Origin of the sequence: Breoghania corrubedonensis, from assembly GCF_003053845.1 — a bacterium.
GTDB lineage: Bacteria > Pseudomonadota > Alphaproteobacteria > Rhizobiales > Stappiaceae > Breoghania > Breoghania corrubedonensis.
In genome coordinates this window covers 223,602-247,114 of the sequence record NZ_QAYG01000001.1, presented here as the reverse complement: position 1 = coordinate 247,114, position 23,513 = coordinate 223,602, and the positions used below count along the sequence as shown (strand labels likewise).

Genomic DNA, 23,513 nt, shown 5'->3' with positions numbered 1-23,513 from the left:
ACGATGGCGGAAACAGGCGGACTGATGAAGGGCAAGCGCGGCCTTATCATGGGCATTGCGAATAATCGGTCAATTGCCTGGGGCATTGCGAAGGCGTTGAGGGATGCCGGTGCGGAACTCGCGTTCACCTACCAGGGCGATGCCCTGAAGAAGCGTGTCGAGCCGCTTGCGGCCGAACTGGGCGGCATTGTCGTCGGCCATTGCGATGTCACCGACGAAGCCACCATCGACGCGGTTTTTGCCGAGGTCGAGAAGCAGTGGGGCAAGATTGATTTTCTGATCCACGCCATCGCGTTTTCCGACAAGGATGAGCTGACCGGCCGCTATGTCGATACGACGCCGGAGAACTTCTCCAGGACGATGCTGATCTCCTGCTACTCGCTGACGACGATCGCGCGCCGCGCGGAGAAGTTGATGACGGACGGCGGCGCGATCCTGACACTGACCTATTTTGGCGCAGAGCGCGTGATGCCGAACTACAATGTCATGGGCGTCGCCAAGGCCGCGCTGGAGGCGAGCGTGCGTTATCTCGCTGTCGACCTCGGCCCCAACAACGTTCGCGTCAACGCGATTTCCGCCGGTCCGATCAAGACGTTGGCGGCCTCCGGCATCGGCGATTTCCGCTATATCCTGAAGTGGAACGAATACAATTCGCCGCTGCGCCGCAACACCACGATCGATGAGGTCGGCGATGCGGCCATGTTCCTGGTTTCCGATCTCGCTCGGGGCATCACCGGTGAAGTGACGCACGTCGATTCCGGCTACCACGTCGTCGGCATGAAGAACGTCGACGCGCCGGACATCACCACGGTCTGAGCGCGCCGTACGGCACGCCAGAATTCAGCCGCCACCTGCTGCCGGCTTTGTCTTGCGGGTTACCAGCGGGCGCGACTCCTTCGCGCCCGTTTTCGCGTGACAGCGCCTGCATTTTGCGTCGGCCGGGTTTGAAGCGTCGTTGCCGGGTGGATCTGTCCGGAGCGCTTGCTGTCCTCCGATATCCGTACGCCCTGCATCGCGACGTCGTGCTCCCGTGATGAACGCTCCCCGCGTTCCGGCGCTGCGTCGTGCGAGCGAAGGCAATTTCTCCAAAAAGACGAAGTGCGTGTGTTGGGGCTCCGCTCGTTTTCTTGGCTCAGAAACTCAAGTATATAAGCATTTTTAGTTATTAATAGTTATAATTATTGATTGAAATATTAGTATTATTACCTACCGTCTAAAGTAATGATTATTTAATGCTGGATAAATACAAATAATGTTAGACGAGTTATGCGCATGCGTGTTGCTTGCGGGTGAAGTGCGTCTTGGTTTCAACTACATGCCGCTGGCTCGGTGGGGGTTTCCGCATGAATTTGCATTCAGTAAAAGTCAAGATCGTGGCCGTATCCACCTTCTGCGTTCTGGCCGCGATCGGCACTTTGGTGGGCTTCAACATCTACTCGGTTGAGAGGACTTCCCGCTACGTTGCAACGAATGTCGAAGAACTCCTCGACACCAGCAGCCGACAATCGCTTCAGCGCCTTGCCGCATCTCAGGCGAGTGTGATCGGAAACGAGGTGACGACCGCCTTCAACGCCGCGCGCAACATGGCGCGGGCTCTCGAAGTCGTCGCCGGGGCTGGTGCGGATGCGACCGAGCCCGACAAGCGGCGCGCCCAGCTCAACGCGATTCTGCTTGGCGTCTTGAAGGACAACCCGCGTTTCAACGGCACCTACAGTGCCTGGATGCCGAACGCGCTCGACGGCAACGACGCGGCATTCGTCGGCAACAAGGGCGTCGGATCCGACAAGACCGGCCGTGCCCTGCCGTACTGGACACGCGATGCGGACGGCAATATCGCCCTGCAGCCGCTGGTCGAATATGACAGCACCGCCCTTCATCCTAACGGTGTCATGAAGGGGGGGTGGTTCATTGGCCCGCAGACCACCGGCAAGGAAAGCGTTCTGGCACCGTTGCCCTACATTGTTCAGGGCAAGTCGGTTTTTCTGGCGACCTTGTCGGTGCCGATCATGGTGGACGGCAAGTTCGCCGGTGTCGCGGGCGCCGATTTCAACCTCGATTTCGTTCAGACACTCGCTGAAGAGGTGAAACAGCGCGTCTATGGCGGGCGCGGCGATGTCACCATCGTTTCCAGCGACGGGCTCGTCGTCGCCTCCTCGCAGATGCCGGCTGCCGTCGGTGGCCCTCTCGATCAGGTCGATCCGGAAGCGGCCAAGCAGCAGGATATCCTTCGCAACGGCACCGCGACGGTTCAGCTCGACCCGAACACCGATAAGCTCCAGGTCTTCTCTCCCGTCGCTCTCGGACGTACCGGGCAGGCCTGGTCCGTTCTGATCACCGTTCCCCGCACGGTCGTCATGGCGGAGGCGACGGAACTGTCCAAGTCGCTGAGCGAACGCAGTTCCAGCGAGATGAGCTGGCAAGTCATCACGGGCCTGGCGATTGCCGTGGTCGCGACGCTCTGCATGGCTTTCCTGGCGAGCGGAATTTCCTCGCCCATCGCCAGACTGACCGCCGCCCTGCGCAAGCTGGCGACAGGCGAGACGCTGGATGAAATCGCCGGAGCCGACCGGCGCGACGAGATCGGCGACATCGCCCGCGCCGTCGATCAGATCCGGGTCGCTGCCGAACAGGAGGCCAAGCGCAAGGCGGAAACGGATGCGGCCAACCGCGCGCGTCAGGAAGAGGAGCGCCGCAGCACCATGATGCAGCTGGCCGACGAGTTCGAACGGTCCATGGCAGCCGTTGTCACGGGCGTGGTCGGCGCGTCCGACAAGCTGAAGGGCGCCTCCAGCGTCATGAACTCGGTGACGAAGAAAGTGGCTTCCGAATCGGAATCCGCGTCCTCCGCCTCCAGCGAAGCCTCAAGCAATGTTCAGACGGTGGCCTCCGCTGCGGAAGAGCTTTCCGCCTCGATCGGCGAGATCAAGCGGCAGGTCGACGAGTCGGCCCGCGTCGTCGGTCAGGCGGCAACGGATGCCGAACAGACCGCTGATAAGGTCCGCGAGCTGTCGAGTGCTGCCACCCGCATCGGCGACGTGATCGATCTCATCGACACGATCGCGAACCAGACCAATCTTCTGGCGCTCAATGCGACCATCGAGGCGGCGCGCGCCGGCGAGGCCGGCAAGGGCTTCGCGGTGGTGGCGGCAGAGGTCAAGCAGCTGGCCGAGCAGACCTCGAAAGCGACTTCGGAAATCGCCACCCAGATCGGCGAGATCCAGAACTCCACTCAGGAATCCGCGACGGCGATCGTCGGCATCACCCAGGTGATCGAACAGATCAACCAGGTTTCGGCGGCGATCGCGGAGGCGGTGTCCGAGCAGGGCACGGCAACGCAGGAAATCTCCTACTCCGTGGTGCAGGCTTCGCAAGGGTCCTCCCAGGTTTCGGAGAATATCCGCGGCATCACAGCCGCCGCCTCCGACGCGACGAGTGCGGCGGGCGACGTTCAGGCCGCCGTGGACGAACTGAGTTCGCAGTCCACGACGTTGCGCCGGGTGATGGATGAGTTCCTCAAGACCGTCCGTGCCGCCTGATTGCTTGCTCGATTGAAGGAAAAGGGGAAGCCGGCATCTGGCCTGCTTCCCCTTTTTTGTCGCCGCTCCGTCTCCGAATGAAATCCGGTAGATGACATTGGCGAAATCGTCGGTAACGCTCGGCGAGCCGCCCTGTCCGGTGCGTTTCCGATCCGGCCAATCGGTCTCGTTCGTCTCGGCAATCTCCCCGCGTATCCTCGACGCAGCCGCGTTCAATTGTGAAAACAGGCTTCCGCCGAGCCTTGTCCGTTATGCGAAGGTTTCGCGCCGTCAGGCGGTTTTGTTGCCGCGCCGCTTGCTCCACGCCATCCGGGCGGCCATAGTCGCGCCAGCACTCCCTCCTGCTCGCCTGCGCCGGATCGCACATGTCTCCCACGATGATTTTCATTCGCCATGGTGAAACGCCCTGGAATGTCGAAGGCCGCCTTCAGGGGCAGCGCGAGGTCGATATGAGCGATGTCGGCCGCGACCAGGCGCGTCGTAACGGACGTGCCGTGAAAGCCTATTTCGAGGCCTCTGGCCGCGATCCGGAGAGCTTTGCGTATCTTGCGTCGCCGATGCGGCGAACCTGCGAGACGATGCGGCTCGTGCGTACCGAGATCGGCCTCGATCCGACGGCCTTCGAGCGGCGCGATGTCTTGAGGGAATTGACGTTTGGAGAGTGGGAAGGGTCCACCCTCAAGGAACTGAAGGCGCAAAACCGTCGGTTGGTGCGTGCGCGTCGGGCCGACAAATGGGGCTTTGTTCCGCCGGGCGGAGAGAGTTACGCGGGGCTCTCGCGACGCATCGCCGGCTGGCTTGAGACGATGGAGGGAGACGCCGTCGTGGTGACCCACGGCGGCGTCCTTCGGGTGTTGCGGGGACTGCTGTTTTCGGCACCCAGCGGCTGCTTGCCGGTTCGCCCGATCGATCAGGACCGGGTTCTCGTCGTACAGGGCCGCCTGGGCACCTGGCTCTGACAGGTCCGTGTTGTCGAGCCGGGTTTACTCGCCGATCTCCAGATCGGTGATGACGTTTTCGCCTTCCACGACCTCGAACTGGATCACGACGGTCATGCCGGGTTCCAGATCCTCGACGTAGAACTCCTCGGGGATGGCGAAGGTGCGGTTGCCGTCGAGCACCAGCACGTAGTTTTCGGGGTCGATAGACGCGATCTTGCCGCGCGCCTCGTCTGCGAAGGCGGAGACGGTGGCGAACGTCATGAAGGCGAGCGCGAGCGCTGCCCGGACAAAGGAAGCCATCGGGGTATTCCTTGAAAGCAGGCCGTCATGTGCGGCCGAAGTTTGAAAATGACGAACGCCCCGCCGGTTGCGCCGCCTCCGGGCGTCTTCTGGGCGCTGCGGCGGGCTGGGATCCTGTCTTGTTGGATCTGCCGGCCGGGCACGTGCTTGGCCATGCGGGACGATCGCCATTTCATCCATGTTCGCGATTTCGTCAAGTGCTTTCGCGTGCGCTGGAAATGGTCTATTCGACAGACACCGGAAGACGGTTCCGGCTGCCGGGCCCTGAACCTCCCCGACGACGTCCGGGCCTGGATCAAAACACGTGTCCTGATCGGCGCCGAGCGCCGTTTTCGATCCCGCGAAGAGCTTCTTTGTGACGGAACATGGCGTGACTGCGAAAGGCCATTCGGCCGCCGATCGCCGGAATCTGGTGATCTTTCCGATCGGCTGGCTGCTGATCGTGATCGCGCTCGCCGAAATGCTGCTGGTCATGGTTTCGATGTCGCTGCTTGATGGCGAGGCACAGGCCTTCCTGGTTTCCTCTGTCGGCACCTTCATGCTGGGTGTGGCGATCATCGTCACCTTCACGCCGACCCGATACGGAATGGATTTCCGCCAGGCGGTGCTGTTCGTAACAACGGCCTGGGTCGTGGTGCCATTCGTGGCCGCGGTCCCCCTGATGCTGTCGCCGGAGGGGTTGTCGGTCGCCGATGCCTATTTCGAGACCGTCTCGGCCGTGACCACCACCGGTTCCACGGTCATGAGCGGGCTCGACAACCAGCCTGAGACGGTCCTGCTCTGGCGTTCGCTCATGCAGTGGGTCGGCGGGATCGGCATCATCGGCATGGCGCTGGTGATCTTTCCTTTCCTGCGTCTTGGCGGCATGCAGCTCTTCAAGCTGGAATCTTCCGACCGCTCGGAAAAGCTCTTCTACCGGTCGGGCCAGCTCGCCTTCGCGATCTTTGCCATCTACATGCTGATCACGGCCGCCTGCATCCTCGCCTACCGGATCGGCGGAATGAGCTGGTTCGATGCCCTCAACCACGCCTTTACCACCGTATGCACCGGCGGGTTCTCGACCCACGATGCCTCGATGGGCTATTTCGACAACGCCTTCATCGACTGGGCGTCGGTCTTCTTCATGGCGGCATCGGGCATTCCGTTCCTGACCTATGTCCGCCTTGCCCGGCGCGCCCAGTCTTCCAGTCGCGTGGAGACGCAGGTCGTCGGCTTTCTGCTGTTTCTCTCCGTCGTCAGCTTCGCCATCGCGCTCTGGCTTGTCATCGTCGATGGCATTCCGTTTGCGTCCGCCCTGACGCAGTCCGCCTTCAACGTGGTTTCCGTCGTCACCACGACGGGCTACGCGACGCAGGACTATCTGGCCTGGGGAACGCCGGTGGCCGGCATGTTCTTTCTGCTCACCTTTGTCGGCGGCTGCACGGGCTCCACGGCGGGAGGCATCAAGATCTTCCGCTTTCAGGTGCTGTCGCGCATGATCAGTCAGCTGATGACCCGCCAGAGCTTTCCCCACGCCATCATCGTGCCGCGTTACGGCGCGCGCGCCTTGTCCGATGAGGAAGTGGCCTCGGTCTGCGTCTTCTTCTTTCTCTACATCGCGACCTGGCTCGCCGTGTCGCTGCTTTTGCAGCTCGCCGGCGTCGATCCGATGACGGCGCTGTCAGGCTCCATTACGGCGCTGTCCAACGTCGGCCCCGGCATAGGCGCTGTCATTGGCCCCGCCGGCAATTTCGCCTCGCTGCCCGATGCCGCGAAATGGATCCTTTCCGCCGCCATGCTGATCGGCCGGCTTGAGATCATGACCGTGTTCGTGCTGGTGGTGCCGGCCTTCTATCGCTGAGCCGGCTCGCGGCGCCCCGGTCTCAGCGCCGCCAGTAATCCACGAGAAGCAGGATGTAGACCGTGGAAAGCTCCAGCCGTCCCAGCAGCATGGCGAGCGCGAGCAGCCATTTGGCCGGATCGCTCATCCCCGCGAAATTGCCGGCCGGGCCGATGGCGGGCGATAGTCCCGGCCCTGCGTTGGCCATCGCCTGGGCGACTGCGCTGGTGGCGGAGAGGAAGTCCGGTCCCGTCGCCATCACCAGAAGCGAGAGGACAAGCAGCGTGATCACGTACATGAAGAAGAAATTGCGCACGCTGTCGACCATCTCGCTGTCGACGGTCCTTCCCGCGTAACGCGTCACCACCACGCGGTGGGGCGAGATGGCCTGCTTGAGTTGCGCGCCAAGGCTGGAGAACAGGATCTGCCAGCGGAAGATCTTGATGGCGCCGGAGGTGGAACCCGCGCATCCGCCGACGAGCATCAACAGGAAGAACAGCCCGACGGCGAACCCGCCCCAGGCGGAGAAGTCGGTGGTGGCGAAGCCTGTGTCGGTGAGGACGGAGGTGACGTTGAAGGCCGACAGCCGCAAGGCGGTGCGGATGTCCATGGTGTTGGCGACCATGTTCCATGTCGTCATCAGCACGATGGCGGCGCACAGCACCGCGATGAAGACGCGCACCTGCGTTTCCTGAAGCGCCTTGCTCCGGTCGCGCAGCAATTCCGCATACCAGATCAGCGGCAGGGCACCCGCCGTCATGAAGACGATGGCGACCAGTTCGATCGGCAGCGAATGGTAGTAGCCGAGCGAAGCATCCTTGATCGACAGTCCGCCCGTGGCGATCGTCGTCATCGCGTGGTTGACCGCATCGAAGCTCGGCATGCCCGCGACGATGAAGCCGATCGCGCAGGCCGCCGTGAGCCCGACATAGACGGCAACCGTCAGCTCCGTCATTTGCACCACGCGCGCCACCGGCTTGCCGGAGATATCGGAGGATTCGGTTCTGAAAAGCTGCATGCCGCCGATGCGCAGAAAGGGCAGGATGACGATCGCCATGACGACGATGCCGATACCGCCCAGCCATTGCAGCAGCGAGCGCCACAACAACAGCCCCCAGGGCATGGTGTCGAGGCCCGACAGCACGGTGGAGCCTGTCGTCGTCAGCGCCGACATGGTCTCGAAAAACGCGTCGGTGAAACTCAGATGCAGCGAAGAGAAAGCCAGCGGCAGGGTCGCGAAAGCGCACAGCACGGTCCAGCTCGTGACCGTGAGCAGGAAACCGGTGCGCATTTCGATCTGCGGTTCGCGCTGGCGCATGGCGGCCACCAGGGCGGCGCCGACAAAGCCCGTCACCATCGCCGACAGGGCGAAGACGTGCCAGTCGATACTGTCGCTCGCCAGGTCGATGAGCATCGGCACCAGCATGGCGGCGGCCAGCAACAGCAACAGCATGCCGTTGACGAACAGGACAAAGCGGATCGATTGCCCGAGCGAGACCTTGGGCGCAACATCACGAACTGGCTGCAAGGCGGAGACCCTCCGTGGCAGCTTCCGGATAACCGGCGGGATGCCCCGGCGAGGGCGCTCGCTCATATGCCGCAGTATCCGCCCTCGTCAAGCTTTGTCACCTCCGATACCACCCGCTAGGCCGTCGTTGATGTGGCCGCCGCCGCAGCGAGGCTCTTTTCTTATTCCAGGCAAGCGACTAGAACCGGCCCACAGCCAAGCAAGCACCCGGGGCCCCATGTCGCACAATACCTTCGGTCATCTCTTCCGCGTCACCACCTGGGGCGAAAGCCACGGACCCGCGATCGGCTGCGTGGTCGATGGCTGCCCGCCGCTGATCCCGCTCACCGAGACCGATCTTCAGGGCTGGCTGGAAAAGCGCAAGCCGGGGCAGTCGAAATACACCACCCAGCGGCGCGAGGCGGACGAGGTCCGCATTCTCTCCGGCGTCATGGTCGATGGCGATGGCGTGCAGAAGACCACGGGCACGCCGATCTCGCTTGAGATCCAGAATACGGACCAGCGCTCCAAGGACTATTCCGAGATCAAGGAACGCTTCCGGCCCGGTCATGCCGATTACACCTATGACGCGAAGTACGGCATCCGCGACTATCGTGGTGGCGGACGTTCCTCGGCGCGCGAAACCGCTGCGCGCGTGGCCGCCGGCGGTGTGGCCCGCAAGGTGATCCCCGGAATCCGCATTCGCGGTGCGCTCGTCCAGATTGGGCCGCACAAGATAGATCGCAGCCGCTGGGACTGGGCCGAGATCGACAACAACCCCTTCTTCTGTCCCGACCGGCAAGCGGCGGGCGAATGGGCGGACTATCTCGACGGTATCCGCAAATCCGGCTCCTCTGTCGGGGCCGTGGTGGAGGTGATCGCGGAAGACGTGCCGGTCGGCCTCGGAGCGCCGATCTACGGCAAGCTCGACGCGGACCTTGCCGCCGCGATGATGTCGATCAACGCCGTCAAGGGCGTGGAGATCGGCAACGGCTTCGAGGCTGCCTCGCTCACCGGCGAGGAAAACGCCGACGAGATGCGCATCGGTCAGGGAAAAACGCCGATCTTCCTGTCCAACAATGCCGGTGGCGTTCTGGGCGGGATTTCGTCGGGCGAGCCGGTGGTGGTGCGCTTCGCCGTCAAGCCGACCTCGTCGATCCTGACGCCGCGCAAGTCGGTCACCCGCACGGGCGAGGAGGTCGACGTGATGACCAAGGGCCGCCACGACCCCTGCGTCGGCATCCGCGCGGTTCCCGTCGGCGAGGCGATGATGGCCTGCGTGCTGGCCGATCATTTCCTGAGAAACCGGGCGCAGGTTGGGTAGGGCGGAAGGCCGGGAGGTCTCCGGGGCATCCTGCGGATTGCCCCGGCCCCGGTTCGGAGACTATGATGATCGCGCTGATCGCAGGTGTTTTCAGCGATACTGAAATTTATTTCATTTTTCATTGATACTGAAATTTGCGGCTTTATATTACGCGCATGCGTCTCGACGAATGGCTTGTCCAAGCCAAGGAAACCCGTTCCGCCTTTGCCCGTCGCGCCGGCCTCTCGCCGGCGGCCGTCACCGCCTTGTGCAATGATCCCAATGTCTGGATCTCGCGCGAGATGGGGACGCGCATCGCGAACGCCACGGACGGCGCCGTCACGCCCAACGACTTTCTCGGGCTGAGGCCCGCAAAGGAAACCGACATGTCCCAGTCCCGCGTCGCGGAAGCCATCCGCGCATTCGAGAACGGCGAGATCGTTGTCGTGACCGACGATGACGACCGTGAGAACGAAGGCGATCTGATCCTCGCCGCCGCCCACGCCACCCCGGAAAAACTGGCCTTCATCATCCGCCACACCTCCGGCATCGTCTGCGCCCCGATCACCAAGGAACTCGCCCGCAAGCTGCGTCTCGACCCGATGGTCAGCGACAACGATGCGCCGCATTCCACCGCCTTCACCATTTCCATCGACTACAAGCACGGCACCACGACGGGCATTTCCGCCGAGGATCGCACCGCGGCCGTGCGTGGCCTCGCCAATCCGAATTCCGGGGCTGCCGACTTCGTCCGTCCCGGCCATGTCTTTCCGCTGATCGCCAAGGATGGCGGCGTGCTGATGCGTTCCGGTCATACGGAAGCCGCGGTCGATCTCTGCCGGCTGGCGGGTCTTCCTGAAGTCGGCGTCATCTGCGAGATGGTCAATGACGACGGCACGGTGACGCGCGGCCCCCAGGTGACGGAATTCGCCAACAAGCACGGGCTGAAGCAGGTCTCCGTCGCCGATCTCATCGCCTGGCGCCAGCGTAAGGAAACGCTGGTCGAGCGCGTCTACGAACAGACGATCGAGACGATGGCCGGCCCGGCCTACGCCATCACCTATTCCACGCCCTACGATCCGATGGATCATCTTGCCGTCGTCTACGGTGATATCCTCGACGGGCGCAACGTGCCGGTTCGCCTCCATCTGGAATCGGTCATCGACGATGTCTTCGGCCGCGCTCAGGCGCTGGACGGCATCATGAAGGGGCTGGCCGAACGGGGCCGTGGTGTTGTCGTCTATCTGCGTGAAGGCTCCGTCGGCGTCGCCCGCCAGTCGCGCCGCGCCCGTGACGAGCTTGCCCGCGATGCGGAAGAGCATGCCTCCGCACAGGCCCGCTCCGATTCCTGGCGTGAAATCGGCCTCGGCGCGCAGATCCTCAAGGACCTCGGCGTCGCCTCGATCCGCCTGCTGGCCTCGCGCGAGCGCCACTATGTCGGCCTGGAAGGTTTCGGCATCCACATCGAGTCGACCGAGATCATCGACGGTTGAAATCGCGTCCGGTGCGGTGCGATCCTTTCCGGACCCCGCCGCACCGCACGCTCCATCCGCCTTGGGCGCGGGGAGCGATGGCGTTGCCGACCTTGCGCGGCAGGAAAACGCCCCGGATCAATACCTTGAGCGTATTCGTGTCGATCGGACCGATTCAATCTGATCGGAATATGCTCTAGTATGGCGGATCTCAACAGCCGCCGGGACGCGCATGGAAACGCAACTGCCGCACGATCCCTTCGAGGACACGGGTCCGCGCCCCTTCGCGACCGGCTATCGCAGCGGGAGCGGTGAAGGCCCCGTCTATGGCGGGCTTGCCGGCGCGGTGCTGACCGGGTTCCTCGCGGCCTATTGGGGCGATCCCCGGCTCTATGTCCTCACCATTCTGGCGCTCATCCTGTCGTTCTACTTCTTCCCGCTGGTGGAACTCCGCCGCCCGCAGCTTGGCGCCAACGATGACGGCCTCTTCATCGCCGGCATCGGCTTCATCGCCTGGGCGGAGATTGCGCATCTCGAACTTTTCAACACGGCCGTACGCCAGATCCTGCTCTCGACGCTGATCGTCACGCTTCATCGCCCGCTTGAAGAGGCTGTGGCCAAGCCGGAAAAGGCTGTCTGGTACAGAAACCTGATGACGCGCGCATACCGGCGCAAGAGCAAAACCCGCATCGAGGTGCCGCTCCATCCGATGAAGGGCCGGCCGGAGGACATTTTGGGGCGTTTGCGGGCGTATCGGGCAGGCGGGCGGTAGCCCGGTTCGATCTCACACCGGCAGCTTCGTCGTCCGCTTGACTGTCCTGAGCGTCAGCATCGATTGCACGCGGTCCACGCCCGGCAGGCCGGTCAGCGTGTCCTTGTGCATGCGCTCCAGATCTTCCGCGTCGCGATAGGCGATGCGCAGCATGTAATCATATTGACCGGCGAGCAGGTAGCACTCCAGGATTTCCGGAATATTCGCCACAGCCTTCTCGAAGCGGTCGAGTTCCTCGCGCCGCTGGCCTTTCAGCGTCACCTGCACGAAGGCCGTTCCGGCGAGCCCCACCGCCTTGGCGTTCAGCAGCATCGCGTAGCCGGCGATGATGCCGGCTTCCTCCAGCATCTTTGTGCGGCGCAGGCAGGCTGAGGGCGACAGGTTCACCATCTCCGCCAGTTCCGCGTTCGTCAGGCGTCCATTGTCCTGAAGCGCGCGCAGGATGGCCTTGTCGCGGGTATCAAATTTCATATGCGATTTCTATTTGCGGAATTTACGGTCCATTTTCGCAGACTATGCGATCATTGGCCATAACGACACGTCAAATCGCGAGAAAATTGACGGAAAGGAGGTTCAGTCTGTGCCACGGGAACAGATGAAAAGGATAACCTCATGCGAATTGGAATCCCGAAGGAAATAAAGAACCACGAAGACCGGGTGAGCGTCATCCCCGCTGGCGTGCAGGAATTTGTCGTCCATGGCCATTCGGTGCTGGTCGAAACGGGCGCCGGGCTGGGTGCGGGGCTCTCAGACGATGCCTATGTCGCCGCCGGCGCGAAGATCGCGCCCGATGCGGAAACGGTCTTCGCCGAAAGCGACATGATCGTGAAGGTGAAGGAGCCGCAGGCGGTGGAGCGCAAGCGTCTGCGCGAGGATCACATCCTCTTCACCTATCTCCACCTCGCTCCCGATCCCGAACAGACCCTGGACCTGATGGCATCCGGCGCGACCTGCATCGCCTACGAGACGGTGACGAACGCCGCCGGCGGTCTGCCGCTCTTGATGCCGATGTCGGAAGTCGCCGGCCGCATGTCCATCCAGGCCGGCGCCCATTGCCTTGAGAACGCGCAAGGTGGCTGCGGCATGCTGCTGGGCGGCGTGCCGGGCGTGCCGCCCGCTGACGTGCTTGTTCTGGGCGGAGGCATGGCGGGAACGCATGCCACGCAGATGGCGCTGGGCCTTGGCGCCAGCGTCACCGTGGTCGACCGTTCCGCCGACGTGCTGCGCCGCTTGAACGCCCAGTTCGGCACGGCGGTTAAGACCGCCTATTCCAACGCCCATACGCTGGCCGAACTCGTCGCCAACGCCGAACTCGTCATCGGCACGGTGCTGATCCCGGGTGCGTCCGCGCCCAAGCTCATCACGCGGGACATGCTGTCCACCATGCGCAAGGGCTCGGCCATCGTTGATGTCGCCATCGACCAGGGCGGCTGCACCGAGACGAGCCACGCCACGACCCATTCCGAACCCACCTACGTGGTCGATGGCGTGGTGCATTATTGTGTGGCCAACATGCCGGGCGGCGTGGCGCGTACCTCCACCTTCGCGCTTGCCAACGCGACGCTGCCCTACGCGCTCGCGCTTGCCGACAAGGGCTGGAAGACGGCACTCGCCGACGATGCGCACCTGAAGGCGGGCCTCAACGTCCAGGGCGGCCGCATCACCTACAAGGCCGTGTCGGAAGCCCTCGGCCACGCCTATGTCGAGGCCGATAAGGCGCTCGCGGCGTAGGTAGGCGAAATGCGCGGCGCGCTCCGGGAAGGGCGCTCCGCGCGTCTCGAGCGAAGCTCTCCGGAGCCCTCAGGTGCGCCTCTCCCAGCGCCATTTCTTCCGGTGTCATCCCGGGCGGCAGACACGGTGCCTCGATCCCGGGTCTGCGAAGCGTCACTGGCGTGCCGCATCGCGCCCGGGATGACGCTGGAGAGATTGAATCTGGCAATGACGGAGAGACAGGGGGAGCAGCGCGCCCCGCTCAGCCTTTGCGAAACACGCTCACCCGCGAGACGTAGGCGTTCCACGCGTCCTCGCGGCGCAATCCGTGCGGGGCGAAGAGCGCGTCGAGATCCTCGTGCACGAAGCCCTCGTAATAGGGCTCCTTGAAGAGCTGCGGGAAAAGCTCCAGCAGGCCGTCATAGTCCGGCTCGTCGCCCATTTGCAGCGTGTCGATGAAGACGAGCACACCGTCCGGCTTGAGCACCCGGCCAAGTTCGCCGGCCACGGCCCTGCGCGCTTCCGGCGGCAGTTCGTGGAAGAGATAGACGACGCTCGCCGCATCAAGGCTTTCATCGGCAAGCGGCAATGCCTCGGCGAGCGCTGCGGCGAACCTCCGGTCCCGCGCCCGGCGCACACGCCTTGCCCCATGGCGCAGGTAAGGTTCGGACACATCGATACCGATGGCCGGCAGACGCGGAAAGGCGCGCGTCACCTCGCGCAGCATGTTGCCCGTGCCGCAGGCGATGTCGGCGAATTGCAGCGTGCGCTGGTCCCTGGTGCGCACCAGCCGGGCGAGCGGTACCAGTCCCTGCCGTCGCATGGCCGCGGCCGATCCGTTGAACAGCACCTCCACCTGGAAATCGTAGAGATCGGCGGACGCCTCCGACATCCAGCCGTCCGCCTGGAAATGGAAATCCTGCATGTAATAGGGCTCGTTCGCGGCTGCCCCTTCGCCGTCCTCGGCGCGTCGTCGCCGGTGTGCGGCATCGGGCACGTCGGCGTAGAACTTCCGGGCCCGGCGCAGAAGTCCGACAAGGCCATCCGGCTCGCCCGCCGGCATGGGGTAGTGCCCGGCCTCCACATTGGCGAGGTCGCTTGCCTGCAGCCGGGCGATGTCGGCGAGGATGCGCCGTTCGCTCGGCACCGGGCCTTGCGGCGGCGCGATGCGGTACTCGGGGTAATCCGCGCCGATCCGTCCGTCGATGCGGCGCGTGGCGTAGCGGTGGGCGCCGTACCAGGCGAGCCGGCCTATGCTTCGGGTCGCAAAACGCGCGCGGCGCGCCCAGCCGGAAAGCGATTGCGGTCGTTCAAGTGTCCCGGCCATGGCTCCCTCCTCCTTGAGTTGGGCCATGCGACGCGCGCTAGCCCCGTTTCAGATGGGCGACCACCTCTATGTGGGGCGAGAACAGGAACTGGTCCACCGGCTGGACGGAGCAAAGCCGGTAGCCGCCATCGATGAGGATGCGCAGATCGCGCGCCAGCGTCGCCGGATTGCAGGAGACGGCCACGATATGCGCGACCGCGCTCGCCGCGAGCTGGGCGACCTGTTCCTTGGCACCCGCACGCGGCGGATCGAAGACCACCGCATCGAAGCTCTCAAGCTCCCCCGGCCGCAGCGGACTGCGGAAGAGGTCGCGGACTTCCTGCGTGATTGTCTTCAGGCCCGGTGCCTGCCGCCAGGCGCGATCGAGCGCGCCAATCGCGGCCTTGTCGCCTTCGACCGCATGGACCAGCGCGTCGCGTGCGATCCTGAGCGCGAAGGTGCCGGATCCGGCGAAAAGGTCGGCAACCCGCTTTGTGCCGGTAATTGCCTTCAGCACGGCGTCCGCCATCGCGGCCTCTGCCTCCGCGCTTGCCTGCACGAAACCGCCGGGGGGCGGCACCATGGCCGCGCCGCCGAAATTGAGCGCCGGCGGGCGGATTTCGATGACCACTTCGCCATCGACGGAAAGCCTCGCGAAGTCCGCTTCGGCGGCCAGCCGGCCGAGGCCGGGAAAATCGCGCGCGGCCTTGCCGTTGGCGCCTTCGGCGGCCACGTCGAGGCCGGACGTGGTGTCAAGCACGGTGAGCCGCAACTCGCCCTTGCGCGGTGCCAGCCGATCGGCCAGGCGCGTGAGATCGGGAAGAGCGGACACGATGCGCGGCGTGGCGACGGCGCATTCCGTAATCGCCACGAGCCGGTTGGCCATGCGCTCGTGATAGCCGACGAGCACACGCCCGCCAGCCCTGACCGCGGTCAGAACGGCCCGCCGCCGCGTGCCCGGCGATGCGGGAACGATGGGCGAAATCTCCGCCTCCAGCCCGCGCGAGGCGAGCGCCGCCGCGACCTGCTCCTCTTTCCATGCCCGGTAGGCCCCGCCTTCCAGGTGCTGCAGGGCACAACCGCCGCAGGTGCCGAAATGCCGGCACATCGGCTCGATGCGCGAGGGCGAGGGGGTCACAATCGAAACCAGCCGCGCCCGTTCGCCGTTGCGCTCGATCTCGACCTGCTCACCGGGAAGGGTGAACGGGATGAAGACCGGCTTGCTGTTCATGGAGGCGACCCCGTCGCCGCGGTGGGCGAGGTGGTCGATGGTAACGGTATCTGTCATGCGGGCGTCCTGCTGGCGTTGTGCCGGGCTTACAGGATTGCGGCCTGCAAGGCCATGGAAATGGGAGATCGGGAGCGGGGCGCGAACCGGTGTTTTACCGCAGGGCTGCGAAGAACGTCGCCATTTCGCACGAGACGCGTAGCCTTCCCAAAATAATATGGCGACTATTTCTCCTTCACCGCCCCCAGCAGGTATTCTCCGTTCCCGTCGCCGCCCTTGATCGGCGAGGGGACCATGCCGAGGACACGCCAGCCGGGCTGTATGGCGAGCCAGTGGCGAATGTCATCGGCCACCGTTTCGGCCACCTCCGGATCGACCAGCCCGCCCTTGCCGATCCGTTCCTTGCCGGCCTCGAACTGCGGCTTGACCAGAAACAGCGCCCGCGCGCCGGGCGCGGCGAGGCCCAATGCCGGAGGCAGGGCCAGCTTCAGCGAGATGAAACTCACGTCGGACACCACGATTTCGGGCGCGCCGGTGAGGTGGTCCAAGCCCAGCGCCCGCGCATTGACGCCTTCCAGCGAATGAACGCGCGGATCGGCCGCCAGCGATGGATGCAACTGGTCGTGACCGACATCGATCGCATCGACGCTCGCCGCCCCTCGCGCAAGCAGCACCTGCGTGAAGCCGCCGGTCGAAGCGCCGATATCGAGGCACCGGCATCCATCGACATCGATTGCGAAGGCATCCAGCCCGGCGATCAACTTGAGCGCCGCGCGCGAGACGTAGCCGGCGGCTGGATCATCGATGGCGATTTCCGCATCGCCCGCAACCGTCTGGCCGGGCTTGGAGGCCGCCTGCCCGTTGATCAGCACGTGCCCGCGCAGGATGGCGTCGCGCGCCCGCGCGCGGCTCTCCGCCAGGCCGCGTTCGACCAGCAACTGGTCCAGCCGCAGCTTCGCCGTCGTTTTCGTCATGTGCCGTTGTGTCTTTGAAAAGCGAGCCGTCAGCCGAAGCAGCCGGCAATTCCGTTGAGGAGGGACTGGACGAAGATCAGCTCGCCGTAGCGTGCCCACAGCGCGATCGTTGCCGCGAACACGATAGCTCCCAGCGTTCCGATCACGGCCCATGTGACGGGTGTGGCGGTCATTTCGTTCAGATCCTTCCTTCGAAGGCGCCAATTATAGCGCAAACGGCGGGGGGCGTCAGCCACCCGCCGCAATCTGGGCCAGGCGGGTCAGCTTTCCGCTTTTGTAATCAGCCGCTTCAGCTTCTGCATGGCGACGTCCGTATCCTCGCCATAGGCGATCGTTCCGACGAAGTGGCCGTTCGCGTTGAACAGGTAGAGCCCGGCAGAGTGGTCCATCGCGTACCCGCCATCATCAAGCGGCACCTTGCGGGCGTAGACGCGGTAGGCCTTGATCATCTTGTCGACCTGCTCGCGCGTGCCCGTCAGCGGCATGATGTGGTCGTCGAAGGCCGCGACGTAGGAGGCCATCACGTCGGGCGTGTCGCGTTCTGGATCGACGGTCACGAACACATAATGGAGCTTGTCCGCATCCGGTCCCAGCTGCTCGATCCAGCCCTGAAGTTCGGCGAGTGTCGTCGGGCACACGTCGGGGCAGAAGGTGTAGCCGAAGAACATCACCGTCGGCTTGTCCTTCAGATCGGCCTCGGTGACGGTCTCGCCCTTGCCGTTTTCCAGGGTGAACGGCCCGCCAATGGTGGCGACGGGGGCGATCAGGCTCTTGCCGTCACCCTTGCCGAGGTAGCTCCAGGCCGCAATTCCGCCGACGACGAGAACGAGGGCGGCTACCGCCGCCCACGCCCCGTAGCGAATGATCTTTCCTGCGCTCATGATCTCACTGTTTCATGTCGTGGTTGCCATGGTCCATTTTCATCGGCTTGCCGTCCTTGGCCATGTCTTTCGCCGGCATGTCTTTCGCCGGCATGTCTTTCGCCGGCATGTCTTTCGCCGGCATGTCGTGGCCCATGCTCATGGCGTTGGCCGGATCCTTCGCGCCCGGCTTCTCGACCGTCAGCTCGACCTCGACGCTGCCTGCCTTCTCGAAGGTCAACGTGACCGGGATCATCTCGCCTTCCTTGAAGGGGGCGGGAAGGCCCATGAACATGACATGGTAGCTGCCCGGCTTCAGTTCCAGCACGCCGCCGGCCGGAACCTCGAGCCCGCCCTTGACCTGACGCATCACCATGATGCCGTCCTTGACGGACATTTCGTGGATTTCGGTGCGTTTTGCCCGCGGCGAGGAGGCGCCGACGAGCCGGTCCGCTTCCTTGCCCTCGTTGGTGATCTTGAGGAAACCGCCGCCGGCCGCGGCCTTGCCGGGAGTCGCCCGCGTCCACGGCAGGTCGATCTTCAGATCGCCCACGGTGACCGATTTCGGATGGGCCTGGGCGGAAAACGCCATCGAGACGGCCAGAGACGCGGAAAGGGCGGCGGCTGCCGCAAGCGAAAACAGGGTCTTCATGGATAACTCCTCGGCATGGCGGCTTAACCGTCTGACCATGCGCATGAACGGTGCGAGGCTGGGCCTCGCCTGGAAAACGTGAATGCGGGGTTCAGCCGTTCAGGGGAGGAGCGCGGATGCGGGTGTGGTCGCCAGTTCTTTGCGCGGCATGCCGGGCGCCGAGGGGCACGGCCAGCACATGCGAATGTGCCGGTTGTGGCAAGGGCAGGGCAACGGCTCCGGCCGGTGGGGTGCAGGCAACGGCGCAGCCTGTATGGTGACAGGCCGCACAGGGGCACTGGAACGCGGCCCAAGGCACGCCCTTGACCGGCTGCGCGCCGCCGGTGGTTCCCGAGCAGATGATGAGAACGGAACTGGTCGCCAGCGCGTCGGACGGTGCGAGCGCAAGCCCGATCAGGCCGATGAACACACGCGCCAGCATGCCGGCGGCTGCCAGCATCGACAGCGCCTTGCGTTCTGTTCTGAGCAGGTGAAGAAAGCCCGTCCGGTTTCTCATCGCGGGTGGACTATGCTTCATAAGCGTGCAGCCGTCGAGAGCGCATCTCCCAACGGCAACATTTGTCCTCAGCGGGCCTTGTCGTCCATCCCCGCATCCCCCAGCGCATTCGCGTCTTCGTCCGCCTCGCTCTGCGTGATATCGATGTCGTCCGGCAGATCGCCCTCCCAGGCAGTCTCCCAAGCCTCCGCGACCGCCTCCGCATCCGGCGTCACGTGCGGCACGGGCGAGAATTCGGGCACCACCACGTGCGGGCTGCTCTCATCGAGCAGTTCCGGCGTCAGCACGCCGCCAACCTGTGCGGTACCGGCCAGATCGAATTCGGTGTGCAGGCGCGCGGAGGGACGTTCGCGCACCTGCATACGGAAGATGATGTAAGCCGCGAGCACGAACATCACGACCGAGATCATCGCGTAGAGCCCGCTCGGCCCCATCTGCGTCATCAGCAGGGAGGCGGCGAACGGCCCGATGGTCGACCCGATGCCGTTGGCGAGCAGCAGGCCGGATGAGGTTTCCACGAAGCCATCCGATTCGACGTGGTCGAAGGCGTGGGCGGCGGCGATCGAATAGGCGGGCTGCGAGGCGAATCCGAGAAGACCGGCGGTCGCGATGGCCAGCGGTGCGGACGTCGGTTCGAAGCCGGCGATGAGCCCCGCGATCGTGCCCGATGCGAGTGCCAGTCCGATCAGCACATAGCGGCGGTCCATGCGGTCCGACAGTCGGCCGATTGGCCATTGCGCCAGCGCACCGCCGAAGATGATGGCGGAAGCGAAATAGGCGACGTCCGCCTTGTCGAAGCCGATCTGGCGGGCATAGAGCGGCGCGAGCGTCCAGTTCGTGCCATTGGCCAGCCCGATGAACAGGCTCCCGACGATCGCCGCCGGCGAGACACGGTACAGCGCCATCGGACGAAAGCGGACGAAGGTGATGGGGGCGGGCTGTTGCGAGCGCGTCAGCGAGATCGGCACAACGGCGAGCGACACGGCGACGGAAGCCAGCACGAAGGCTGTGAAGCCTTCCGGATTGATCACCGTCAGCAACAGCTGTCCGCCGGTGATCGCGGCCAGGTTGACGATGATGTAGGTCGACATCAGCGCGCCACGGTTCTCGTTCGTCGCCCGTTCGTTCAGCCAGCTTTCCACGATCAGGTAGAAGCCGGCCAGCGTGAAGCCGTAGGAGCCGCGGATCAGGGCCCAGGCGATCGGCTCGTTGAGCACGGGATACAGGATCGCACTGGCCGAGCCGAGCGAGACGAGGGCTGCGAAGGCGCGGATGTGGCCGGCGCGCAGCACCGCATAGGGCGCCAGCACGCAGCCGAGCACGAACCCTCCGAAATAGGCCGACGACATGCCGCCGATGGCGATCGCCGAGAAGCCTTCGAGGTCCGCGCGCACGGGCAGCAATGTCGCCTGCAGACCGTGGCCGAGCAGCATGAGCGCGACCGAGAGCAGGAGGGCGGCTATCGGATTGAGTGTTTTGGCCATGGGGCTCAGCCTGCGGGAGGAGGCAGGGCGCGCGTTCGCAAAGGCTCAGCAAGCCGGGCGCGCTGGCCGCCTTGAAAAGCGGCGTCTGATACGGGGGAAAAGGGTGTCATTCCGGACCGCTCGGTCACCCGCAATCGCTGGACGCGGGGTGTTTGGTGACATTGGAGCCGACGAGGCGCGACATATCCGGCCGCCGGATTGACTGCGTCTTAAGGGCAGGACCGCGACTTGCCGATCCATTCTCCCGCTTGGTTCCTGAACGCGGCGGAATTACGGCGAGCCGGACGATCCCCGTTATCGCTCCCGAGGCGCGGACATAGCCTAGCAAAGCGATGGTGAAAATGGATTTAATGCCGTTTTACGCGAGCCGGCCGACTTCCGCTGTATCGCGCCCCAGCGCCTCGAAGACGCGGGTGACGATTCCGGTGGCATCGAGGCCGGCGCCCGCATACATCGCATCAGGCTTGTTGTGGTCGACGAAACTGTCCGGCATCATCATGGTGCGAAGTTTCACGTGGCCGTCGAGCAGTCCCTCGTCGATGAGGAACTGGGCGACATGGGCGGCGAAGCCGCCGATCGAACCTTCCTCCACCGTGATCAGCACCTCGTGCTGCGTGGCGAGCCGGCGCACGAGATCTGTGTCGAGCGGCTTGACGAAGCGCGCATCGGCGACCGTCGTCGACAGGCCGCCTGCCTCCAGCATCTCCGCAGCCTCGATGCAGGCGGCAAGACGGGTGCCGAGCGAGAGAAGGGCGACCTTGGTGCCCTCGCGCACGACCCGGCCACGACCGATCTCCAGCGGTATGCCGCGTTCCGGCATCTCCACACCGACGCCTTCACCGCGCGGATAGCGGAAGGCGATAGGGCCCTCGTCGAAGGCCGCCGCCGTGGCCACCATGTGCTTCAGCTCCGCCTCGTCGGCCGCGGCCATCACGGTAAAGCCGGGCAGCGCGGAGAGGTAGCCGATATCGAACGAGCCGGCATGGGTCGGCCCGTCGGCGCCGACGAAGCCGGCACGATCGATCGCGAAGCGCACCGGCAGGTGCTGGATTGCGACGTCGTGCACGACCTGATCGTAGGCGCGCTGCAGGAAGGTCGAGTAGATCGCCGTGAACGGCTTGAAGCCTTCCGTCGCAAGTCCGGCCGCGAAGGTCACGGCGTGCTGCTCGGCGATGCCGACGTCGAAAGTGCGCTCGGGGAATTCCTTGCCGAAGATATCAACGCCCGTGCCCGATGGCATGGCGGCGGTGACTGCCACGATCCGGTCGTCCTCGCGCGCCTCCTGTGCAAGGCTTTCGCCGAAGACGCGCGTGTAGCTCGGCGCATTCGGCGTCGGCTTGGCCTGCTTGCCGGTGACCACGTCGAATCTGGCAACGCCGTGATACTTGTCGGAGGAATTCTCCGCCGGCTCGTAGCCCTTGCCCTTCTGTGTGACGACATGGACCAGCACAGGCCCTTCCCGCGTGTCGCGCACGTTCTTCAGGACCGGCAGCAGGTGGTCGAGATTGTGGCCGTCGATCGGGCCGACATAGTAGAAGCCGAGTTCCTCGAACAGCGTGCCGCCGGTGAAGAAGCCGCGCGCGTATTCCTCCGCCCGCGCCGCACCCTTCTGCAGCGGGTCGGGCAGCGCCTTGGCGACGCTCTTGGCGATCTCGCGCAGCGAGTGATAGGTGCGCCCGGAAACAAGCTTGGCGAGATAGCCAGACATGGCGCCGACGGGCGGGGCGATCGACATGTCGTTGTCGTTCAGCACCACCACCAGGCGCGACTTCAGCGCCCCCGCATTGTTCATCGCCTCGTAGGCCATGCCGGCCGACATCGCCCCGTCGCCGATCACCGCCACCACGTTGTTGTCGCGATGGTCGAGATCGCGCGCGACCGCCATGCCGAGCCCGGCGGAGATGGAGGTGGAGGAATGCGCCGTGCCGAACGGATCGTAGGGGGATTCGGTTCTTTTGGTGAAACCGGAGAGCCCGCCCGGCTGGCGAAGCGTGCGGATTCGGTCGCGCCGGCCGGTCAAAATCTTGTGAGGATAGGCCTGGTGGCCGACATCCCAGATCAGACGGTCGTCGGGCGTGTTGAACACGTAATGCAGGGCCACGGTCAGTTCGACGACGCCCAGTCCGGCGCCGAGATGGCCGCCGGTTTGCGAGACGGCATCGATCATTTCAGCCCGCAGTTCGTCCGCGAGCTGGCGAAGGTCGTGAGGCTCAAGGCCCCGTAGATCTTCGGGTTTGCTGATCGTGTCGAGAAGAGGTGTGGCGAGCTGCGTCATCGCACGAATATGTGCCTGCTGGGTTCGAGGGAAAGGGCACGCTTACACCACGTCGCCGACGCGCGCAATTGAAGCGAAGCAGGGGGCAGCGTTCCGCAGATGCGTAATCCGCCGTTTCCCAGGGATTCCGTAGCGACGATCTCCCCAAAACCTAAAAATGCTAACTCATATTGATTAGGGTGATGATTTTTACCGAGAAACAGAATATAAAACTCGCGTGGTCGATGGGGCCACGTGCACAGTGAACGACTTGGGCCGCGGTTCGCCGCGGCCCTTTTTTCTGTGCGTGGGGAGTATACGTACCCCGTCCTGGCCAGCTCTGCTGTCTCCGGTGGCCCGACTATTCCAATTCTAATAATTGTGATGTTACGTAACTCGGGTCGCTCGTGTTTCGCAATACCGTTACGGCGCAAGGAGACCTTCGGTCGGGTGCGCCGTGCGAAATCGATCGTTCCGTTCCGTTACGAAGTGTGTCCCTGCGGCAGATGCGATACTACCTGCGCCTGGCGTGGATTATTCCACGTCGAGGGGTTCCGTGCCGCTGGCGGTGGCGTCGTTGCCGCGACGAATCTTTTCCACCTTGGCTTCTGCCGCCTGAAGCAATTTGTCGCAGTGGGCACGAAGTTTGTCGCCGCGCTCGTACTGGGAGATGCTTTCCTGCAGCGGCACGTCGCCGCGCTCCAGCCTCTGCACGATCGTTTCCAGTTCGCGCAGGGCTTCCTCGAAGCTCATCTCGACGACGGGTTTGGGTTGGGGTTCGGTCATGGCCTCGGCGCGTCCGTTCGGTTCCGGGATTCGGTTGGCGGCAGGGTCGGGTGCTCGCCCGCCCGCGTCAAGCCTCAACGCGTGCGCACTTCACATACGCAAGGTAAGGAGAG

Annotated in this window: 21 protein-coding genes; 8 read left to right on the top strand and 13 right to left on the bottom strand. The window is 64.3% G+C overall.

The features are described 5' to 3' along the window. The first annotated feature begins 3 nt into the window (after positions 1-3). The 3 genes from fabI (at position 4) to C8N35_RS01105 (ending at position 4,495) form a co-directional block, all read left to right on the top strand. Positions 4-816, top strand: a complete 813-nt coding sequence (fabI, locus tag C8N35_RS01115; RefSeq protein WP_107987791.1) for an enoyl-ACP reductase FabI — start codon at positions 4-6, stop codon at positions 814-816. Between the two features lie 527 nt (positions 817-1,343). Beyond that, the gene (locus C8N35_RS01110) at positions 1,344-3,536 is read left to right on the top strand and encodes a methyl-accepting chemotaxis protein (RefSeq protein WP_107987790.1); all 2,193 of its coding nucleotides are present in this window, start codon (positions 1,344-1,346) and stop codon (positions 3,534-3,536) included. Between the two features lie 365 nt (positions 3,537-3,901). Beyond that, on the top strand, positions 3,902-4,495 hold the full coding sequence (locus C8N35_RS01105) for a histidine phosphatase family protein (protein ID WP_107987789.1): 594 nt from the start codon (positions 3,902-3,904) through the stop codon (positions 4,493-4,495). 24 nt (positions 4,496-4,519) lie between these two features. Here the strand turns inward: C8N35_RS01105 and C8N35_RS23795 are convergent, their stop codons facing one another. Continuing rightward, positions 4,520-4,777: a DUF1344 domain-containing protein gene (locus C8N35_RS23795; RefSeq protein ID WP_170121979.1), complete on the bottom strand. Its 258-nt coding sequence runs from the start codon at positions 4,775-4,777 to the stop codon at positions 4,520-4,522. Between the two features lie 370 nt (positions 4,778-5,147). Here C8N35_RS23795 and C8N35_RS01095 point away from each other — a divergent pair, with 370 nt between their 5' ends. Beyond that, positions 5,148-6,617, top strand: a complete 1,470-nt coding sequence (locus tag C8N35_RS01095; protein ID WP_170121978.1) for a TrkH family potassium uptake protein — start codon at positions 5,148-5,150, stop codon at positions 6,615-6,617. 22 nt (positions 6,618-6,639) lie between these two features. Here the strand turns inward: C8N35_RS01095 and C8N35_RS01090 are convergent, their stop codons facing one another. After that, positions 6,640-8,124 carry a TrkH family potassium uptake protein gene (locus C8N35_RS01090; RefSeq protein ID WP_245926613.1) on the bottom strand — a complete coding sequence of 495 codons (1,485 nt, stop codon included), beginning with the start codon at positions 8,122-8,124 and terminating at the stop codon, positions 6,640-6,642. Positions 8,125-8,341: 217 nt separating this feature from the next. Between C8N35_RS01090 and aroC the strand changes: the two genes are divergently transcribed. The 3 genes from aroC (at position 8,342) to C8N35_RS01075 (ending at position 11,650) form a co-directional block, all read left to right on the top strand. Further along, positions 8,342-9,427 carry a chorismate synthase gene (aroC, locus tag C8N35_RS01085; protein ID WP_107987786.1) on the top strand — a complete coding sequence of 362 codons (1,086 nt, stop codon included), beginning with the start codon at positions 8,342-8,344 and terminating at the stop codon, positions 9,425-9,427. 155 nt (positions 9,428-9,582) lie between these two features. Next, complete coding sequence (gene ribB, locus C8N35_RS01080; protein WP_107987785.1) at positions 9,583-10,899, top strand: 3,4-dihydroxy-2-butanone-4-phosphate synthase; 1,317 nt, start codon at positions 9,583-9,585, stop codon at positions 10,897-10,899. Positions 10,900-11,110: 211 nt separating this feature from the next. After that, a complete protein-coding gene (locus C8N35_RS01075; RefSeq protein WP_107987784.1) occupies positions 11,111-11,650 on the top strand; it encodes a hypothetical protein in 540 nt (179 codons plus the stop codon). Positions 11,651-11,662: 12 nt separating this feature from the next. Here the strand turns inward: C8N35_RS01075 and C8N35_RS01070 are convergent, their stop codons facing one another. Next, the gene (locus C8N35_RS01070; protein ID WP_107987783.1) at positions 11,663-12,121 is read right to left on the bottom strand and encodes an Lrp/AsnC family transcriptional regulator; all 459 of its coding nucleotides are present in this window, start codon (positions 12,119-12,121) and stop codon (positions 11,663-11,665) included. A gap of 141 nt (positions 12,122-12,262) precedes the next feature. On the opposite strand from C8N35_RS01070, the gene ald reads away from it, so the two are divergent. After that, positions 12,263-13,381, top strand: coding sequence for an alanine dehydrogenase (gene ald, locus C8N35_RS01065; RefSeq protein ID WP_107987782.1), 1,119 nt, complete (start codon positions 12,263-12,265; stop codon positions 13,379-13,381). Between the two features lie 241 nt (positions 13,382-13,622). Here the strand turns inward: ald and C8N35_RS01060 are convergent, their stop codons facing one another. The 10 genes from C8N35_RS01060 to C8N35_RS01020 form a co-directional block, all read right to left on the bottom strand. Further along, complete coding sequence (locus C8N35_RS01060; protein ID WP_210203347.1) at positions 13,623-14,687, bottom strand: class I SAM-dependent methyltransferase; 1,065 nt, start codon at positions 14,685-14,687, stop codon at positions 13,623-13,625. A 37-nt stretch (positions 14,688-14,724) separates the two neighbouring features. Next, a complete protein-coding gene (locus tag C8N35_RS01055; RefSeq protein ID WP_107987780.1) occupies positions 14,725-15,954 on the bottom strand; it encodes a class I SAM-dependent RNA methyltransferase in 1,230 nt (409 codons plus the stop codon). A 164-nt stretch (positions 15,955-16,118) separates the two neighbouring features. Continuing rightward, entirely contained in the window at positions 16,119-16,868 is a 750-nt protein-coding gene (locus C8N35_RS01050; RefSeq protein ID WP_107987779.1) for a TlyA family RNA methyltransferase, read from the bottom strand. A gap of 29 nt (positions 16,869-16,897) precedes the next feature. Continuing rightward, entirely contained in the window at positions 16,898-17,041 is a 144-nt protein-coding gene (locus tag C8N35_RS23790) for a hypothetical protein (RefSeq protein ID WP_170121977.1), read from the bottom strand. Between the two features lie 87 nt (positions 17,042-17,128). Further along, positions 17,129-17,749, bottom strand: a complete 621-nt coding sequence (locus C8N35_RS01045; protein WP_107987778.1) for an SCO family protein — start codon at positions 17,747-17,749, stop codon at positions 17,129-17,131. Between the two features lie 4 nt (positions 17,750-17,753). Further along, positions 17,754-18,380 (bottom strand): copper chaperone PCu(A)C, encoded by a 627-nt coding sequence (locus C8N35_RS01040; RefSeq protein WP_107987777.1) that lies wholly within the window; start codon positions 18,378-18,380, stop codon positions 17,754-17,756. A 91-nt stretch (positions 18,381-18,471) separates the two neighbouring features. Beyond that, the gene (locus C8N35_RS01035) at positions 18,472-18,876 is read right to left on the bottom strand and encodes a hypothetical protein (RefSeq protein ID WP_107987776.1); all 405 of its coding nucleotides are present in this window, start codon (positions 18,874-18,876) and stop codon (positions 18,472-18,474) included. Between the two features lie 68 nt (positions 18,877-18,944). Next, entirely contained in the window at positions 18,945-20,360 is a 1,416-nt protein-coding gene (locus C8N35_RS01030; protein WP_107987775.1) for an MFS transporter, read from the bottom strand. 358 nt (positions 20,361-20,718) lie between these two features. Next, positions 20,719-22,635, bottom strand: coding sequence for a 1-deoxy-D-xylulose-5-phosphate synthase (gene dxs / locus C8N35_RS01025; RefSeq protein WP_107987774.1), 1,917 nt, complete (start codon positions 22,633-22,635; stop codon positions 20,719-20,721). Positions 22,636-23,148: 513 nt separating this feature from the next. Continuing rightward, positions 23,149-23,400, bottom strand: a complete 252-nt coding sequence (locus tag C8N35_RS01020) for an exodeoxyribonuclease VII small subunit (RefSeq protein WP_107987773.1) — start codon at positions 23,398-23,400, stop codon at positions 23,149-23,151. Positions 23,401-23,513: the final 113 nt, after the last annotated feature.

Coding starts and splice junctions, on each gene's coding strand:
- fabI (WP_107987791.1), top strand. CDS start 4: ATGGCGGAAACAGGCGGACTGATGAAGGGCAAGCGCGGCCTTATCATG.
- C8N35_RS01110 (WP_107987790.1), top strand. CDS start 1,344: ATGAATTTGCATTCAGTAAAAGTCAAGATCGTGGCCGTATCCACCTTC.
- C8N35_RS01105 (WP_107987789.1), top strand. CDS start 3,902: ATGTCTCCCACGATGATTTTCATTCGCCATGGTGAAACGCCCTGGAAT.
- C8N35_RS23795 (WP_170121979.1), bottom strand. CDS start 4,777: ATGGCTTCCTTTGTCCGGGCAGCGCTCGCGCTCGCCTTCATGACGTTC.
- aroC (WP_107987786.1), top strand. CDS start 8,342: ATGTCGCACAATACCTTCGGTCATCTCTTCCGCGTCACCACCTGGGGC.
- ribB (WP_107987785.1), top strand. CDS start 9,583: ATGCGTCTCGACGAATGGCTTGTCCAAGCCAAGGAAACCCGTTCCGCC.
- C8N35_RS01075 (WP_107987784.1), top strand. CDS start 11,111: ATGGAAACGCAACTGCCGCACGATCCCTTCGAGGACACGGGTCCGCGC.
- C8N35_RS01070 (WP_107987783.1), bottom strand. CDS start 12,121: ATGAAATTTGATACCCGCGACAAGGCCATCCTGCGCGCGCTTCAGGAC.
- ald (WP_107987782.1), top strand. CDS start 12,263: ATGCGAATTGGAATCCCGAAGGAAATAAAGAACCACGAAGACCGGGTG.
- C8N35_RS01060 (WP_210203347.1), bottom strand. CDS start 14,687: ATGGCCGGGACACTTGAACGACCGCAATCGCTTTCCGGCTGGGCGCGC.
- C8N35_RS01055 (WP_107987780.1), bottom strand. CDS start 15,954: ATGACAGATACCGTTACCATCGACCACCTCGCCCACCGCGGCGACGGG.
- C8N35_RS01050 (WP_107987779.1), bottom strand. CDS start 16,868: ATGACGAAAACGACGGCGAAGCTGCGGCTGGACCAGTTGCTGGTCGAA.
- C8N35_RS23790 (WP_170121977.1), bottom strand. CDS start 17,041: ATGACCGCCACACCCGTCACATGGGCCGTGATCGGAACGCTGGGAGCT.
- C8N35_RS01045 (WP_107987778.1), bottom strand. CDS start 17,749: ATGAGCGCAGGAAAGATCATTCGCTACGGGGCGTGGGCGGCGGTAGCC.
- C8N35_RS01040 (WP_107987777.1), bottom strand. CDS start 18,380: ATGAAGACCCTGTTTTCGCTTGCGGCAGCCGCCGCCCTTTCCGCGTCT.
- C8N35_RS01035 (WP_107987776.1), bottom strand. CDS start 18,876: ATGAGAAACCGGACGGGCTTTCTTCACCTGCTCAGAACAGAACGCAAG.
- C8N35_RS01030 (WP_107987775.1), bottom strand. CDS start 20,360: ATGGCCAAAACACTCAATCCGATAGCCGCCCTCCTGCTCTCGGTCGCG.
- dxs (WP_107987774.1), bottom strand. CDS start 22,635: ATGACGCAGCTCGCCACACCTCTTCTCGACACGATCAGCAAACCCGAA.
- C8N35_RS01020 (WP_107987773.1), bottom strand. CDS start 23,400: ATGACCGAACCCCAACCCAAACCCGTCGTCGAGATGAGCTTCGAGGAA.